This window comes from Bradyrhizobium hereditatis, from assembly GCF_020329435.1.
Lineage (GTDB): Bacteria > Pseudomonadota > Alphaproteobacteria > Rhizobiales > Xanthobacteraceae > Bradyrhizobium > Bradyrhizobium hereditatis.
The window spans coordinates 61,960-78,205 of record NZ_JAGKJK010000011.1 but is presented as its reverse complement, the minus strand read 5'-3'; the positions used below and the strand labels follow the sequence as shown (position 1 = coordinate 78,205).

The following is a 16,246-nucleotide window of genomic DNA, read 5'->3' as shown; positions in this document are numbered from 1 at the left end:
CGCCCATGCCGAAATCATTCCGCACCCTCGATGACGTCGACGTGAAGAGCAAGCGCGTGCTGCTGCGCGTCGACCTTAACGTGCCCATGGAGAACGGCCGCGTCACCGACGCGACCAGGCTCGAGCGCGTCGCGCCGACCATCACCGAAATTTCCGACAAAGGCGGCAAGGTCATCCTGCTCGCCCATTTCGGCCGGCCGAAGGGACGCGACGCCAAGGATTCGCTCAAACCCGTCGCCGAAGCCCTGTCGAAGGTCATCAAGAAGCCGGTCGCTTTCGCCGACGACTGTATCGGCGAGGCCGCGGCCAAGGCTGTCGCTGCGATGAAGGATGGCGACATCCTCTGCCTGGAGAACACCCGCTTCCACAAGGAGGAAGAAAAGAACGACCCCGCCTTCGTTGCAGAGCTCGTCAAGCTCGGCGACATCTGGGTCAACGATGCGTTCTCGGCCGCGCACCGCGCACACGCTTCCACCGAAGGCGTCGGCCACAAGCTGCCCGCCTATGCCGGACGCACCATGCAGGCCGAGCTCAATGCGCTTGAGAAGGCGCTGGAAGCGCCGACCAAGCCGGTCATCGCGATCATCGGTGGCGCCAAGGTCTCGACCAAGATCGACCTGCTCGAAAACCTCGTCACCAAAGTGGACGCGCTGGTGATCGGCGGCGGCATGGCCAACACCTTCCTGCATGCGCAGGGCGTCAATGTCGGTAAGTCGCTGGCCGAGAAGGACCTCGCTGCGACCGCGCTGCGCATCGTGGAAAAGGCCAATGACGCGAAATGCGCCATCATTCTTCCCGTTGACGCCGTGGTCGCCTATCATTTCGCGGCCAACTCGCCCTCGCATGCCTATGGCCTCGACGCCATTCCGGCCGATGGCATGATCCTCGACGTCGGCCCGCAATCGATCGCGCGGATTCACGCGGCGATCGACGACGCCGCGACGCTGGTCTGGAACGGACCGCTCGGCGCTTTCGAGATGACGCCGTTCGACCGTGGCACCGTGGTTGCGGCCAAGCATGCAGCAGAGCGCACCAAGACGAAGAACCTGATCTCGGTTGCTGGCGGCGGCGACACCGTTGCGGCGCTGAACCAGGCCGGCGTGGCCGAAGATTTTTCCTACGTTTCGACGGCCGGCGGCGCGTTTCTCGAATGGATGGAAGGGAAACCGCTGCCCGGCGTGGAAGTTCTGAAATCACGTTAGACCAGGACCTAATGGGGCGCCAAAAGCGCGGCAAATACAGGAGAATTTGAATGGCTCGCATTACCTTGCGTCAACTGCTCGATCATGCGGCAGAACACGATTACGGTGTGCCGGCGTTCAACATCAACAACATGGAGCAGGCGCTCTCGATCATGGAGGCCGCCTCCGCGGTCGACGCGCCCGTCATTATTCAGGCCTCCCGCGGTGCGCGCTCCTACGCCAATGACGTGATGCTCAAGCACATGATGGATGCCGTCACCGAAATCTATCCGCAGATCCCGGTCTGCGTGCATCTCGATCACGGCAATGAGCCCGCCACCTGCATGACCGCGATCCAGGCCGGCTTCACCTCCGTGATGATGGACGGATCGCTGAAGGCTGACGGCAAGACCCCCGGCGACTGGGACTACAATGTCGGTGTGACCAAGACTGTCACCGACATGGCCCATCTCGGCGGTATCTCGGTGGAAGGCGAGCTCGGTGTGCTCGGCTCGCTCGAGACCGGCATGGGCGACAAGGAAGACGGCCACGGCGCCGAAGGCAAGCTTTCGCACGACCAGTTGCTCACCAATCCCGATGAAGCCGTGAAGTTCGTCAAGGAGACCAAGGTCGACGCGCTGGCGATCGCCATGGGCACCTCGCACGGCGCCTACAAGTTCACCCGCAAGCCTGACGGCGACATCCTCGCCATGAACGTGATCGAGGAAATCCATCGCAAGCTGCCGAACACGCATCTGGTGATGCATGGTTCGTCCTCGGTGCCGCAGGAACTGCAGGAGATCATCAACGCCAATGGCGGCAAGATGAAGCCGACCTGGGGCGTGCCGGTTTCCGAAATCCAGCGCGGCATCAAGAACGGCGTGCGCAAGATCAATATTGACACCGACAATCGAATGGCGATGACCGGGCAGATCCGGAAAGTGCTGAAGGACAACCCGGAAGAGTTCGATCCGCGCAAATACTTGAAGCCCGCGATGGAAGCGATGACCAAGCTGTGCAAGCAACGGCTGCAGGAATTCAATACCGCAGGACAAGCCAGCAAGATCAAGAAGGTGCTGACGACGGCCGAAATGGCCAAGCGGTATGCCAAGGGTGAGCTTGACCCGCGGGTCGCCTGAGCCGGGCGCCCCGCCTCGCAATCACCCCTGGTGCGACGAACGTTTTCTAGGCAATTGCCCGAGAACCGCCTATTTTGGTTTGCAAGGGCATGATGTTTCCGGAGAACGTTCCCATGAATCTTGCTGACCTCAACAAGGTTGCCCTCGCCATGGTCACCCCAGGCAAGGGCATTCTCGCCGCCGACGAATCTTCAGGCACGATCAAGAAGCGCTTCGACGCCATCAAGGTCGAGTCGACCGAGGAGAACCGCCGCGATTATCGCGAGATGCTGTTCCGCTCCACCGAGGCGATGAGCAAGTACGTCTCGGGCGTGATCCTCTACGACGAGACCATCTGGCAGACGGCACGCGACGGCACGCCGCTGATCAAGCTGATCGAGCAATCCGGCGCGATCCCCGGCATCAAGGTCGATGAAGGGACGCAGGCGCTGCCGCAATGTCCCGGCGAACTCGTCACCGTCGGTCTCGACAAGCTCGCCGAGCGGCTGAAGAAATATTACGAGCGCGGTGCGCGCTTTGCCAAATGGCGCGCGGTGATCGATATCGGCAGCGGCATCCCCACCATGACCGCGATCAGCGTCAATGCGCATGCGCTGGCGCGCTATGCGGCGCTGTGCCAGGCGGCGCAGATCGTCCCGATCGTCGAGCCGGAAGTGCTGATGGACGGCGATCATGACATCGATCGCTGCTATGACGTGACGCAGAGCGTGCTGAACAAGACGTTCCAGGAATTGCGGCTGCAGCGCGTCGAGCTCGAAGGCATGGTGCTGAAGCCCAACATGGCCATCTCTGGCAAGAAGTGTGCGAAGCAGGCGTCCGTCGACGAAGTCGCGGAGAAGACGGTTCGGATGCTGAAGGCCTGCGTTCCCGCGGCCGTGCCGGGCATCGCCTTCCTTTCCGGCGGGCAATCCGACGAGGAAGCGACCGCGCATCTGAATGCCATGAACCGGATCGGCGGCCTGCCCTGGAAGCTCACCTTCTCCTATGGCCGCGCGTTGCAGGCGGCGCCGCAGAAGGCGTGGTCCGGAAAGGCCGAGAACATCGCTGCGGGCCAGCGCGCGTTCACGCACCGTGCGAAGATGAATGCGCTGGCGAGCAAGGGCGAGTGGGAAACCGGCCTGGAAAAGAAGGTCGCTTAGACTTGGCCAACAAACCCGCTCCGCCGCGCCCGGCGCCGCGGCTCTATCTCGCGACATCAGAGGTGGACGATCCGTCGCAGCTTGCAAGCCAGCTTCCTGAGCTGCTGGCAGCGGCGGATGTCGCGGCGGTGCTGGTGCGGCTGAAGCAAACCGACCAGCGCACGATGATCACGCGCGCGAAAGCGCTGGCGCCTGCAATCCAGAATGCCGGCGCGGCGCTCCTGCTTGACGGTCATGCCGAGCTGGTGGCGCGCGCTGGCGCCGATGGCGCGCATCTGAACGGCCTTGCCGCACTGGAAGATGCCTGGCCGTCGCTGAAGCCGGACCGCATTGCCGGCGTCGGCGGTCTTGCCACGCGGCACGATTCGATGACCGCGGGCGAAGCCGGCGCCGACTACGTGCTGTTCGGCGAGCCGGATGCCAGGGGTCAGCGGCCCTCGGTGGAAGCGATCGCCGAGCGCCTACAGTGGTGGGATGAATTGTTCGAACCGCCTTGCGTCGGCTTTGCCGCCTCGCGCGAGGAGGCTTTCGAATTCGCCTCTGCCGGCGCAGATTTCGTTCTCGTCGGCGATTTCATCTGGGCCGACCCGCGCGGCGCAAAAGCCGCGCTGATCGATGCCGGAGAGGTGATCCGCCAAGCGCATGAAGCCGCGTTCGGACGAGCCAAAGCGGGGCACGGATAGCGCCGGACATGAAATTCCTGCGTTCCATAGCGTTGCTTGCGGGCTGCGTGATGACGATGGCCGGCGCCTCCGCGCAGGTCTCGCTGACGCCGCCTGCCGCGCAGCCGCCCGCCGCTCCGCCGGCGGCAAAAAAGGAAGCACCGAAACCAAAGGCTCCGCCCGCAGCGAAGCAGCCCACAGCGACGCCCAAGCCGGCTGCAACGCCGAAGCCTGCGGCAACGCCGACGCCCTCGCCATCGCCGAGCGCCGCCTTCGAGGACCCGAATGTCGATCTCGTCTACGGCGCCTATCAGCGCGGCATGTACAAGACGGCGTTCGATCTCGCGACTACGCGCGCGCAATATAACGGCGACCCCAAGGCGATGACGATGCTGGGCGAGCTCTATGCCAACGGGCTCGGCATCAAGCGCGACTACGCTAAAGCCGCCGATTGGTATCAACGCGCGGTCGACGCCGGCGACCGCGAGGCGATGTTTGCGCTTGCGATGATGCGGCTATCCGGCCGCGGCGGAAACACCAATCGCGAGCAGGCCGTCAGGCTGCTGGCTTCCGCGGCCAAGCTCGGCAATGCCAAGGCGGCCTACAATCTGGCGCTGCTTTATCTCGACGGCAACACGATGCCGCAGGACGTCAGGCGCGCCGCGGAATTGCTGCGCGTCGCGGCGGACGCCGGCAATCCGGAAGCGCAATACGCGCTGGCGACGTTCTACAAGGAAGGCACCGGCGTGCCGAAGGACATCGACAAGGCGGTGCGGCTGTTGCAGGCGGCGTCGCTCGCCGACAATGTCGACGCCGAGGTCGAGTATGCCATTGCGCTTTTCAACGGCACGGGCACGCCGAAGAACCAGACCGCGGCGGTCGCGCTGCTGCGCAAGGCGGCGCGGCAGAACTCGCCGATCGCGCAGAACCGCCTTGCTCGCGTTCTCGTGAGCGGACTGGGCGTGCCGGTGGACAAGATCGAGGGCCTTAAGTGGCACCTGGTCGCCAAGACCGCAGGCAAGGGCGATCCCGAGCTTGACGAACGGTTTTCGGAGCTCAGCCCCGAGGATCGCGCCAAAGTGGAGGAAGCGGCTCGGAAATGGACCGGCGCCGGCAAGAAATGACGCCTTGACGGCAGCGGCTTCAGAGGGCACCCATGCCTGACCCCGCCGGAGTCCGTCGTCGTTCAAGACACGCGTTCCGCGCTCCCAGCAACAACGGCGTAGCCGTTGTGCGGGGATGACGGAACAACATTCCAGCCCGCCTCTCTTTCGCGCTAACGAAACCTGTTCATCATGCTCCACTCCGCCCTTATCAACGTCATGGTGAAAGCTGCGCGCCGCGCCGGCCGCAGCCTCAAGCGCGATCTTGGCGAGATCGAGCACCTGCAGGTTTCGCTCAAGGGCCCGGCGAACTTCGTCAGCAAGGCCGACAAGCGCGCCGAGGAAATGCTCTACGAGGATCTTGCCAAGGCGCGGCCTGGTTACGGCTTCGTTGGCGAGGAAGGTGGAACACGCGAGGGCGCCGACAAGACCCACACCTGGATCGTCGATCCACTCGACGGCACCACCAACTTCCTGCACGGCATCCCGCAATTTGCGATCTCGATCGGCCTGGCGCGCGAGGGCACCGTCATCGCCGGCGTGATCTACAATCCCGCGAATGACGAGCTCTACATCGCCGAGCGCGGCAAGGGCGCGTTCCTCAATGACCAGCGCCTGCGCGTCGCCGGCCGGCGCCGGCTAGATGAATGCGTCGTCGCCTGTGGCCTGCCGCATATCGGCCGCGGCGACCATCAGCTGGCACTGAAGGAAATGGCCGCGCTGCAGAACAGGGTCGCAGGCTTCCGCCGCTTCGGCGCCGCCTCTCTCGACCTCGCCTTCGTCGCCGCAGGCCGCATCGACGGCTACTGGGAACGCAACCTCTCGCCCTGGGACATCGCCGCCGGACAGATCATGATCCGCGAAGCCGGCGGCACGATCTCCGATATCGGCGGCAAGGCCGACGCGCTGAACACCGGGCACGTGGTCTGCGGCAATGAGTTCGTGCACGGCGAATTGGTGAAGATATTGGGGCCGCTGGGTTAGTAGGCGCCACGGCGTTTGCTGTCATCATCCGCGAAAGCGGATGATCCAGTACGCCGCGGCAGCAGTGACGTGCCACATCTGGCGGCACGGAGTACTGGATGCCCCGCCTGCGCGGGGCATGACGAGTGTCAGGACTTGGCAGGCGCCGGAGGCCCATGCGGCTCGGCCACCACCTCTTCCACCTTCTCCCGGTCTCCCGCCAGCACGCGCTGCACTGAGACGAAGAACACCGGCACCATCAGAAGCGCCAGGATCACCACCGCGATCATGCCGCCCATGACGCTGGTGCCGAGCGCCTGCTGGCTGGCGCCGCCGGCGCCGGTCGCGATTGCCATCGGCAGCACGCCGCAGACGAAGGCAAGGCCCGTCATCAGGATCGGGCGGAAACGAAGCGAGCAGGCTTCGATCGTCGCCTCCATCAGCGGCTTGCCCTGCGCGCGCAGATCCTTGGCGAACTCGATGATGAGGATGGCGTCCTTGGCCGCAAGGCCAATGATAGTGATCAGGCCGACGGTGAAATAGACGTCGTTCGGCAGCCCGCGCATGGTCGCGGCGATCACCGCGCCGCAGACGCCGAGCGGCACCGTCAGCAGCACCGCCAGCGGAATGGTCCAGCTCTCATAGAGCGCGGCGAGCAGCAAAAACACCACCAGCACCGAGAGGCCGAGCAGGAACGGCGCCTGCGAACCCGACAGCTTTTCCTGCAGCGACTGGCCGGTCCATTCATAGCCAAATCCGCGCGGCAGCTTGTTTGCGAGCCGTTCCATCTCGGCGATGGCGTTGCCTGACGTGAAGCCGGGCTTGGCCTCGCCCGAAATACGCACGGCGGGATAATAGTTGAAGCCTGCGATCTGCGTCGGGCCCCTCTGCCACTGTACGGTGGCGAAAGCGGAGAACGGCACCAGTTGCCCGCGGCTGTTCTTGACATTGTAATTGAGGATGTCGTCCGCGTTCATGCGGCTACTGCGGTCGGCCTGCACGATCACGCGCTGCATCCGCCCGCGGTTCGGGAAATCGTTGATGTAGTTCGAGCCGAGATTGGTCGAAATGGTCTGGTTGATGTCCTCGAAGGTGACGCCGAAGGCACCGGCCTTTTCGCGGTCGATCAAGAGATTGACCTGCGGCGCTGGCGGCAGGCCTTCGACATAGACCTTCTGCAGCACCGGGCTGGCGTTGGCTTCGGCGATCAGCCGGTCGGCGGCGGCAACCAGTGCCGGATAGCCCTTCTGGCCACGATCCTGCAGGCGGAACGAGAAGCCCGAGGAGTTGCCGAGGTTGTCGATCGGCGGCGGCTGCAGCGCCGAAATCCTGGCGTCGCGGATCGACGACAGGTCGCGGTTGATATCAGCGACGATCGCAGCGGCGGAATCCTTCGGACCACGCTCCTTCCAATCCTTCAGCGTGATGAAGGCCTGCGCCGTGTTCATGCCCTGGCCGAGGAAACTGAAACCGGTCAGGAACGTCACGTCCTCAACGCCGGCGCGATTGAGCAGATACTTCTCCACGGCCTCGACCGCGGCCTCGGTGCGGGCATAGGACGAGTCGGACGGCGTCTGCACGTCGGTCGTGATGAAGCCCTGATCGTCGACCGGGAGGAAGCCGCCGGGCAGGCGGACGAAGGCCCAGCCAAGGCCGATCAGCAGCACCGCGTAGATCAGCATCAACCGCCCGGTGCGCTTCAGCGAGCCCTTGACGGTGCGCGTATAACCGCCGCGGCTGCTTTCGAGCACGCGGTTGAACCAGCCGAACACGCCTTTGCTGGTATGGCCGTGACCGGCCTCGACCGGCTTCAAGAGCGTCGCACACAGCGCCGGCGTCAGCGACAGCGCCATCAGGGCGGAGAAGGCGATCGCGGAGACCATGGTGACCGAGAACTGGCGGTAAATGATGCCGACCGATCCCGGGAAGAACGCCATGGGCACGAACACCGCCATCAGCACCAGCGTGATGCCGATGATGGCGCCGGTGATTTGCGACATCGCCTTGCGGGTGGCTTCCTTCGGCGGCAGGCCCTCTTCCGCCATGATGCGCTCGACGTTCTCGACCACGACGATGGCGTCGTCGACAAGGATGCCGACCGCGAGCACCATGCCGAACATGGTCAGCATGTTGATGGAGTAGCCGGCCGCCATCAGCGTCGCGCAGGTGCCGAGCAGCGCCACCGGCACCACAATGGTCGGGATGATCGTGTAGCGGATGTTCTGCAGGAACAGGAACATCACGATGAAGACCAGCACCACTGCTTCCACCAGCGTCATCAGCACCTTGTTGATGGACGCCTTGACGACGGGAGTGATGTTGTAGGGAATGTCGTAGCTGATATTGGCCGGAAAGAACTTCGATAGTTCCTTCATCTTGGCTTCGACGGCGCTGGCGGTCGCGAGCGCGTTGCCGGTCGGCGACAGCAGCACCGAGAGACCCGCCGTCGGCTTGCCGTTTAGCCGCGTGTTGAACTGGTAGCTCAATCCGCCGATCTCGATGCGCGCGACATCGCGCAGCCGCACCGTGGAACCGTCGGGATTGGCGCGCAGCGTAATCGCGCCGAATTCCTCCGGCGAGGAAAGCTGGCCCTTGACCAGTACCAGCGCCGAAATCTTCTGCTCCGGCGTGCTCGGCTCGGCGCCGACGCTGCCGGAGGCGACTTGCGCGTTCTGTGCCGAGATCGCCTTGTTGACGTCATCGGCGGTGAGGCCGTAGCCGACCAGCTTCGCCGGATCGACCCAGATCCGCAGCGAACGTTCGGTCGAATAGAGCGTGGCGCGGCCGACGCCGGGAATGCGTCTGATCTCACCGAGCACGTTGCGAATCATGAAATCGCCGAGGCCGATTTCGTCGAGCGAGCCGTCGGTCGAGTTCAGCGTGATGATCTGCAGCACCGCAGAGGAAGCTTCCTCGACCAGGATGCCCTGCTGGATCACGGCGCGCGGAAGCCGCGCCTCGACGCGCTTGAGGCGGTTCTGCACTTCCACCGATGCCGCGCCGGTTTCGGTGCCGGGCACGAAATTGGCGATGATTTCGACCTGCCCCAGCGAGTCGGAGGTGGATTCGAAATTGAGGATGCCGGAGGCGCCGTTGAGCTCCTCCTCGATCAGCCGCGTGACGCTGTTATAGAGGTTTTCCGGAGACGCGCCCGGATAGCTGGTCGAGATCGAGATCGAAGGCGGCGCGATGATCGGATATTGCGCGACCGCCAAGAGCGGGATCGAAATCGCGCCGATCAAACAGATGAAAAGCGCGACTACCCAGGCGAAGATCGGCCTGTCGATGAAGAAGCTGGGCATCGCTCAGGCTCAGCGCGAGGCTTGCGTCGCCGGTGCGCTCGACACTGACCCAACCGAGGCATCCGCATCGATCCACGCCTTCGGCTTGACCTTGTCGCCGGGCACGAATTTCTGGAACCCGTCGACCACGATACGGTCGCCGTCCTTCAGGCCCTCGCTGACCAGCCACAGGCCGTCCTGCACCGCGCCGGTACGAACCGGCTGCGTCGCGATACGGCCGTCATCCTTGACCACGAAGACCTCGCTGCCGCCGCCGGCGTCACGCTGGATCGCCTGCTGCGGCACGGCAATGGCGTCGGAATCGATGCCCTGTTCGATCAGCACGCGAACATACATGCCCGGCAGTAGCTCGCGATTGGGATTCGGGAACTGGCCGCGCAGCGTGACCTGCCCGGTATAGGCATCCACCTTGGCTTCAGAAAACAGCAGTTTGCCGGAAATCGGGTAGACCGTGCCGTCGTCGAGCACGAGGCGGACCTTGGCCGTATCCGGCGCGATCCGGTCGAGATCGCCGCTGTCGAACGCACGGCGCAGCTTGTGCATCTCCGCGACCGATTGGGTGAAGTCGGCGTAGATCGAGTCGAGCTGCTGGATCGTGGCGAGGCTGGTGGAATCGTTCTGCACCACCAGCGCGCCCTCGCTCACCAGCGCGGCGCCGACCACGCCACTGATCGGCGCGCGGATCGTTGCGTAATCGAGATTGAGTTTGGCGCGCGCAACGTCGGCCCGGCGGCTGCCGACCTCGGCCTCGGCCTGGCGCTGGGCCGCGATAGCCTTTTCGTTCTCGGCTTCCGGCGCCGCGCGCTGGCTGGTCAGCGTCGCAATGCGCTTCGCATGTTGCGTGGCCAGATCGAGCGCTGCCTCCGCTTTATCCAAGGCGGCTTCGCTTGCCTGCAGTTCCACCTCGAACGGCTTGGGATCGATCCGGTAAAGCGGATCACCGGCCTTCACCTCGGTGCCCTGCTGGAACAGGCGCTCGACGATGATGCCCGACACGCGGGCGCGAACTTCGGAAACCCGCGTGGGTGCGATTCGGCCCGGCAGTTCACGAATGATGGCGCGAGCCTGAGATCTGACGGTAAAGGTGCCGACTTCGGGTTCGGCGGGTTTGGCCGCCGCGCTCGCGGCGGGCGGTTCGTTGCAACCAGCCAGAAGCGGCGCCATCGCCGTCAACATCAAAATGATGCGTGCCGATCGCGTTGGTAGTCCGGACATTGAAAGCATTGCCCCAGTTCAAAGTTGATGCGCGAATTGACCATTCGCGACGTTGTCGTAGGAGATCTTCGGAACTCACGGTTGATGGCATAGAGGATAGGGGGAGCCTACTGCGATGCAATAGTCCGCGCGGCGGCCCAATGTCACACGACGCTATCGTCCTGATTTTCCGCCGATTTCCGGGGACTCACTCGATTGTGAGCCGGTTCCATTGCAGCATTAGCCGCCGAAATTGCCAGCAATCTGTCGTTTGGCTGCATCCGGTTGCAGCGGATGCCGAGTCGGAGCGAACTTCGGCATGATTCGGTTAATAGCAGCCTAACCGGCAGGGCTCTGAGCCGCTGGTGGCTGACGGCCATTCGCTGCGATCGGCGTAACCGAACAGGCCGGCGGTGGCGAGCAGCAACCAGCACCAGCGCCGCATCCACAATGCGGTCTCGCCGTCATGGACATCGCGAAGCAGGCGCTCGATCTCGTCGCTGCGCCGATCAAAGATCCCCGGTGGGCATGACGCGACTCTCCGCGTCGCGTCATGCCGACGGCGGGCGCGAAGACCCCGCTGGTGTGCAACTGGCAGTCTCGATGGCGCCGAAGTCCCGCGACGAGCGCGCGCCATCGCACGGCTGCAAGGCAGTTCGGCAGGCGCCCGCCTTCAGCGCAGGCCACGCTCCTCGGCGCCCGATATAAGAGCGTCATGAAAAATCCCCGTTGGACATCGAACAGTTCCCAAATACGGTGGTATCAAGGCCGCGTTTCGGGAAGGGGGTCCGCCATGGTCTACCCGAAATGGCGGCTTGCCAGCTTTTATCTCCGGCCCGCTGTGCCATATTGGCCGCCAGTGCGGCTTTTCGTAACGGATGACACCCGCAAATGCCCTCAGGCCCCTCCTCCCGCTCCGACATGGAGATCGAACTGAGCAAACTGTCGTCGCCCCGGATTTTTCTGGTGCGGATGCTGGTGTTCCTGGTGCTGTGCGCGCTGGTCGCATTCGTGCTCTACAAGCAGATCATCGTCGCATTCTTTGCCAATCCCGGCCTCAATGCGCTGATCGGCGGGGTGCTCCTGATCGGCATCATCCTGTCGTTCCGCCAGGTGGTTCGGCTCTATCCGGAGGTGTCCTGGGTCAACAGTTTCCGGATTGCCGATCCGGGACTCGCCATGGACAGGCGCCCGACCTTGCTGGCACCGATGGCAGCCATTCTCGGCGGCGAGCGTTCGGGTCGGATGACGATCTCGCAGCAGACCATGCGGCATCTGTTGGATTCGATTGCGACGCGGCTGGATGAAGCCCGCGACATTTCCCGTTACATGACTGGCCTCCTGGTCTTTCTCGGCCTGCTCGGTACCTTCTGGGGCCTGATCGAGACCGTGAGTTCCGTCGGCAAGGTGATCGACGGCCTGAAGGTCGGCGGCGACGCCGCCTCCGTCTTCGACACCCTCAAAGAGGGGTTGGCGGCGCCGCTCGGCGGCATGGGCATTTCGTTCTCGTCCTCGCTGTTCGGCCTTGCCGGTTCCCTGATCCTTGGCTTTCTCGACCTGCAGTCGAGCCAGGCGCAGAACCGCTTCTATACCGACCTGGAGGACTGGCTCGCCTCCACCGTGCGTGAATATGGCGATGGGACCGGCATGGGCGGCGAAATACAGCATGCGATGGAGCGGATCCGCGCCGTGGTCGAAGAGAGCGGCGGCAGCCGCAACACCACGGCGGCGATGGCCAACCTCGCCGAAGCGATCCAGGGCCTGGTCGCGCATATGCGCACCGAGCAGCAGATGATCCGCGAATGGGCCGACGGCCAGGGCGAGCAGAACCGCGAGATCAAGAAGCTGTTGGAGCGGATCGCCAAGCAGCCCGAGAAGAGCTGAGGGGGCTCTCGTGCCCCGGACGCAGCGCAGCGCCACAAGCATGTTTACGTGCGTCTTCGACGCACTATGGTGCTGCCCTGCAGAGCCGGGGCCCATGAACGGTTACCAGGTCCCGGCTCTGCGGAGCAGCGTTTCACGCCGCACCGCGCCCGGGACACGATAGTGGAGACAATAAATGGCCCTCGCCCGCGCCCGCCGCAGTGAATCCGGTTTCAACTATTGGCCGGGTTTCGTCGACGCGCTGTCGACGCTGGTCCTGTCGGTCGTGTTCCTGCTGTCAGTGTTCCTGGTGGTGCAGTTCTTCCTGTCGCAGGAGGTCACCGGCAAGGACAAGGCGCTGGAGCAGCTCAACGCCAAGATTGCGCAGCTCAACGACCTCTTGTCGCTGGAAAAGCTCGGCAAGATCACGCTCGACGACCAGATCGCGCAATTGCGCGCCGGCCTTGCCGCGGCGGAAAGCGAGCGCGACCGCATCAAGGGGCTTTACGAGGGGCTCGCGGGGGCCGGCGGCGACGCGCAAGGGCGCGCCAACGAGCTCACCAAGGCGCTCGAATCCGAAAAGAGCGTCAGCGCACGCGCGCTCGCCCAGATCGAGGTGCTGAACCAACAGATCAGCGCGCTGCGCCGCCAGCTCGCGGCGCTCGAGGAAGCGCTGGAAGCCTCCGAAAAGCGCGACAAGGAATCGCAAGGGCGAATCGCCGATCTTGGCCAGCGCCTCAATGTCGCGCTGGCGCAGCGCGTGCAGGAATTGTCGCGCTACCGCTCGGAATTCTTCGGCCGCCTGCGCGCCATTCTCGGCAATCGCCCGGATATCCGCATCGTCGGGGATCGCTTTGTCTTCCAGGCGGAAGTGTTCTTCGATAGCGGCCAGGCGCTGCTGCTCCCCGAGGGCCGCGCCGAACTCGACAAGCTCGCCACCGCGTTGATCGATCTCGATAAGCAGATACCGAACGAGATCGGCTGGGTGCTGCGGGTCGATGGCCACACCGATGTCCGGCCGATCAACTCGCCGCTGTTCAAGTCGAACTGGGAATTGTCGTCGGCGCGCGCCATCTCCGTGGTGCAGTATCTGATCTTCCTCGGCGTCCCGGCGCAGCGGCTGGTCGCCGCCGGCTTTGCCGAATTTCAGCCGCTCGACAGCGCATCCAACGAAGAAGCCTACAAGCGTAACCGCCGCATCGAATTGAAGCTGACGGAGCGATAGTGGCTGCGGATTTCACGCTCCGCCCCTATCGCGCCGAGGACGAAGACGGGGCGATCGAGTTGTGGCGTGCGACCTGGCAGCAGGCCTATTCTTCCATCGACTTCAACGCACGCGTGGCGTGGTGGCGCGAGCGCTGGCGCAATGAACTGGTGCCGAACGCCGCGATCATCGTCGCCGAGCAGTCGGACGCGCTGGTCGGGTTCGTCACCATCGACGGGGCAGGCTATCTCGACCAGCTCGTAGTCGGTCCCGATCATTGGGGCTCTCCAGTCGCCACCGCATTGGTCGACGAGGCCAAGCGCCTGTCGCCTGGCGGCGTCACGCTCCTCGTCAACAAGGACAACGCGCGCGCCATCCGCTTCTACGAGCGCAACGGCTTTGTGCATGCCGGTGAAGATGTGAACCCCACATCGGGCCGGCCGGTGCTGAAGATGCGGTGGGGCTGAATTCACTTGCACAACAGGACGATTTAAGTTCCCGCTGCTCGGCTACACGCCCTCGAATTGCAGTCGCGCCAATCGCGCGTAGAGCCCGTTTGCTGCAACTAGCTCCGCGTGCGTGCCCTGCTCGACGATGCGGCCCTGGTCCATCACCATGATGCGGTCACACGACAGCACGGTCGCGAGGCGATGGGCGATCACCAGCGTGGTGCGGTGGCGCATCAACTCTTCCAGCGCGGTCTGCACCAGCGTCTCGCTTTCAGCATCGAGCGCGGAGGTCGCCTCATCGAGCAGCAATAGCGGCGCGTCGCGCAAGATAGCGCGGGCGATCGCGATGCGCTGGCGCTGGCCGCCCGACAGCGTCACGCCGCGCTCGCCGAGCTGCGTCTCGAAGCCACCCGGCAGCTTGCGCAGGAATTCGGTGGCATGCGCAAGATCCGCGGCGCGCTCTACTTCGGCATCCGTTGCATCGGGCCGGCCGAAGCGGATGTTTTCGCGCGCGGAGGCTGCGAACACCACGGAGTCCTGCGGTACCAGCGCAATCCGCGAGCGGACGTCGACCGGATCGGCCGATTTGATCGGCACGCCATCAAGCGAAATCGTGCCGCGCACGGGATCGTAGAAGCGCAGCAGGAGGTGAAACAGCGTGCTCTTGCCAGCCCCTGACGGTCCGACGATCGCGACCTTCTCGCCGGCCTTGACCGAGAGCGAGACGTTATCGACCGCGAGGACGTCCGGACGCGCCGGATAGGCGAAGCTGACATTCTCGAACCCGACATCGCCGCGCGCCGGCTGCGGCAGCGCGGCCGGCTGCGCCGGCGCCGTGATCTGCGATTTCACCCGAAGAATTTCGAACAGCCGCTCGGCGGCGCCGGACGCAGCCGAGACTTCACCCCAGACCTCGCTGAGCTGGCCGAGACCGGCTGCGGCGAACGCCGCGTACAGCACGAACTGGCCGAGCCGGCCCGGCGTGATCTGGCCCGTCAGCACATCGTGGGAGCCGACCCAGAGGATGGCGACAACGCTGGAGAACACAATGAAGATGATGATCAGCGTCAGCACTGCGCGCGCGCGCGTCGAGCTGCGTGCCGCCTCATAGGCCTGTTCCACCTCGCCGCCGAAACGGGTCGTCGCCAGCCGCTCGCTGGTATAGGCCTGCACGGTCCTGATCGCGCCGACCAGTTCGGAAGCATACGCACTGGCATCCGCCAGCGTATCCTGCGCATTGCGCGACAGCCGCCGCACCCAGCGCCCGAAGGCGACCAGCGGGATCACGATCACGGGGATGGCGAGCAGCACGAAGCCGGACAGTTTCGGACTCGTGATCACCATCATGGTGGCGGCGCCGACGAACAGCATCATGTTGCGCAGCGCGATCGACACCGAGGCGCCGACGGCCGACTTGATCTGGGTGGTGTCGGCGGTCAGCCGCGATACCAGCTCGCCCGAACGCGCTGAATCGAAGAAGGCGGGCGACAGCGAGATCAGGTGCGCGAACACATCGCGCCTGATGTCGGCGACGATGCGTTCGCCGATCGTCATGACGAGGTAATAGCGCGCTGCGCTGGCCGCAGCGAGCACGGCGACGACCGCGATCATCACGCTGAAATAGCTGTTGATCAGGACGATGCCTTCGGGGCTGAAGCCGAAATCGATCATGCGGCGCACCGCGACCGGCACGATCAGCGTGGTGATCGCCGCGACCGTCAGCGCGATGAAGGCGAGCAGCGCGCGCCCGCGGTAGCGCGCGACATAGGGCGCCAGCGCGAGTAGCGGCCGCAGCCTCGCCCGCGTCTTGGCCGGCGACTGCGTCAGCTGCGTCTCGATGAATGCCTCTTCCTCGAGCAGGGCGTCGCGCGGCGGCGTGCCGCGAGGGGCTTCAATCTGTTCCACTGCGCTCATGAGATCGGACCCATCTTTTCGCCCCCAGATAGGCCGGACGGTCCCCTCTGGCAAATCCGGGGATTCCCAATCAGGGCATATACGTAGCTTGTTTTGGCAGGCGGCTTACGTTATAGAGCCGCCAAATCCCGTA

The 16,246-nt window shown here is 64.3% G+C and carries 12 protein-coding genes; 9 read left to right on the top strand and 3 right to left on the bottom strand.

Annotation, left to right across the window (positions count from 1 at the left end; genetic code table 11):
* The first annotated feature begins 5 nt into the window (after positions 1-5).
* The 6 genes from J6524_RS24755 (at position 6) to J6524_RS24730 (ending at position 6,208) form a co-directional block, all read left to right on the top strand.
* Positions 6-1,202 carry a phosphoglycerate kinase gene (locus J6524_RS24755; protein WP_225675394.1) on the top strand — a complete coding sequence of 399 codons (1,197 nt, stop codon included), beginning with the start codon at positions 6-8 and terminating at the stop codon, positions 1,200-1,202.
* A 50-nt stretch (positions 1,203-1,252) separates the two neighbouring features.
* Complete coding sequence (gene fba, locus J6524_RS24750; RefSeq protein ID WP_225675392.1) at positions 1,253-2,320, top strand: class II fructose-bisphosphate aldolase; 1,068 nt, start codon at positions 1,253-1,255, stop codon at positions 2,318-2,320.
* Between the two features lie 113 nt (positions 2,321-2,433).
* Positions 2,434-3,459, top strand: coding sequence for a class I fructose-bisphosphate aldolase (locus J6524_RS24745; RefSeq protein WP_225675390.1), 1,026 nt, complete (start codon positions 2,434-2,436; stop codon positions 3,457-3,459).
* A gap of 2 nt (positions 3,460-3,461) precedes the next feature.
* The gene (locus tag J6524_RS24740) at positions 3,462-4,142 is read left to right on the top strand and encodes a thiamine phosphate synthase (protein ID WP_225675388.1); all 681 of its coding nucleotides are present in this window, start codon (positions 3,462-3,464) and stop codon (positions 4,140-4,142) included.
* 8 nt (positions 4,143-4,150) lie between these two features.
* Complete coding sequence (locus tag J6524_RS24735) at positions 4,151-5,245, top strand: tetratricopeptide repeat protein (protein ID WP_225675386.1); 1,095 nt, start codon at positions 4,151-4,153, stop codon at positions 5,243-5,245.
* Between the two features lie 171 nt (positions 5,246-5,416).
* The gene (locus J6524_RS24730; RefSeq protein ID WP_225675384.1) at positions 5,417-6,208 is read left to right on the top strand and encodes an inositol monophosphatase family protein; all 792 of its coding nucleotides are present in this window, start codon (positions 5,417-5,419) and stop codon (positions 6,206-6,208) included.
* A 128-nt stretch (positions 6,209-6,336) separates the two neighbouring features.
* On the opposite strand, the gene J6524_RS24725 is transcribed toward J6524_RS24730, so the two are convergent.
* Together J6524_RS24725 and J6524_RS24720 are read right to left on the bottom strand one after the other, a co-directional pair.
* A complete protein-coding gene (locus J6524_RS24725; protein ID WP_225675382.1) occupies positions 6,337-9,489 on the bottom strand; it encodes a multidrug efflux RND transporter permease subunit in 3,153 nt (1,050 codons plus the stop codon).
* Positions 9,490-9,498: 9 nt separating this feature from the next.
* Positions 9,499-10,704, bottom strand: a complete 1,206-nt coding sequence (locus J6524_RS24720; RefSeq protein ID WP_225675380.1) for an efflux RND transporter periplasmic adaptor subunit — start codon at positions 10,702-10,704, stop codon at positions 9,499-9,501.
* A gap of 870 nt (positions 10,705-11,574) precedes the next feature.
* On the opposite strand from J6524_RS24720, the gene J6524_RS24710 reads away from it, so the two are divergent.
* From J6524_RS24710 to J6524_RS24700, 3 genes are all read left to right on the top strand, one after another.
* Entirely contained in the window at positions 11,575-12,567 is a 993-nt protein-coding gene (locus J6524_RS24710; RefSeq protein WP_225675378.1) for a flagellar motor protein MotA, read from the top strand.
* 175 nt (positions 12,568-12,742) lie between these two features.
* Positions 12,743-13,771 carry a peptidoglycan -binding protein gene (locus J6524_RS24705; protein ID WP_225675376.1) on the top strand — a complete coding sequence of 343 codons (1,029 nt, stop codon included), beginning with the start codon at positions 12,743-12,745 and terminating at the stop codon, positions 13,769-13,771.
* Complete coding sequence (locus J6524_RS24700) at positions 13,771-14,217, top strand: GNAT family N-acetyltransferase (RefSeq protein ID WP_225675374.1); 447 nt, start codon at positions 13,771-13,773, stop codon at positions 14,215-14,217. Before J6524_RS24705 ends, J6524_RS24700 begins: the two co-directional genes overlap by 1 nt.
* Positions 14,218-14,259: 42 nt before the next feature.
* On the opposite strand, the gene J6524_RS24695 is transcribed toward J6524_RS24700, so the two are convergent.
* A complete protein-coding gene (locus J6524_RS24695; protein WP_225675372.1) occupies positions 14,260-16,113 on the bottom strand; it encodes an ABC transporter ATP-binding protein/permease in 1,854 nt (617 codons plus the stop codon).
* Between the last annotated feature and the right edge of the window lie 133 nt (positions 16,114-16,246).

What these genes read in the sequence shown, in the direction of transcription:
- J6524_RS24755 (WP_225675394.1), top strand. Translation starts at nt 6, where the DNA reads ATGCCGAAATCATTCCGCACCCTCGATGACGTCGACGTGAAGAGCAAG.
- fba (WP_225675392.1), top strand. Translation starts at nt 1,253, where the DNA reads ATGGCTCGCATTACCTTGCGTCAACTGCTCGATCATGCGGCAGAACAC.
- J6524_RS24745 (WP_225675390.1), top strand. Translation starts at nt 2,434, where the DNA reads ATGAATCTTGCTGACCTCAACAAGGTTGCCCTCGCCATGGTCACCCCA.
- J6524_RS24735 (WP_225675386.1), top strand. Translation starts at nt 4,151, where the DNA reads ATGAAATTCCTGCGTTCCATAGCGTTGCTTGCGGGCTGCGTGATGACG.
- J6524_RS24730 (WP_225675384.1), top strand. Translation starts at nt 5,417, where the DNA reads ATGCTCCACTCCGCCCTTATCAACGTCATGGTGAAAGCTGCGCGCCGC.
- J6524_RS24725 (WP_225675382.1), bottom strand. Translation starts at nt 9,489, where the DNA reads ATGCCCAGCTTCTTCATCGACAGGCCGATCTTCGCCTGGGTAGTCGCG.
- J6524_RS24720 (WP_225675380.1), bottom strand. Translation starts at nt 10,704, where the DNA reads ATGTCCGGACTACCAACGCGATCGGCACGCATCATTTTGATGTTGACG.
- J6524_RS24710 (WP_225675378.1), top strand. Translation starts at nt 11,575, where the DNA reads ATGCCCTCAGGCCCCTCCTCCCGCTCCGACATGGAGATCGAACTGAGC.
- J6524_RS24705 (WP_225675376.1), top strand. Translation starts at nt 12,743, where the DNA reads ATGGCCCTCGCCCGCGCCCGCCGCAGTGAATCCGGTTTCAACTATTGG.
- J6524_RS24695 (WP_225675372.1), bottom strand. Translation starts at nt 16,113, where the DNA reads ATGAGCGCAGTGGAACAGATTGAAGCCCCTCGCGGCACGCCGCCGCGC.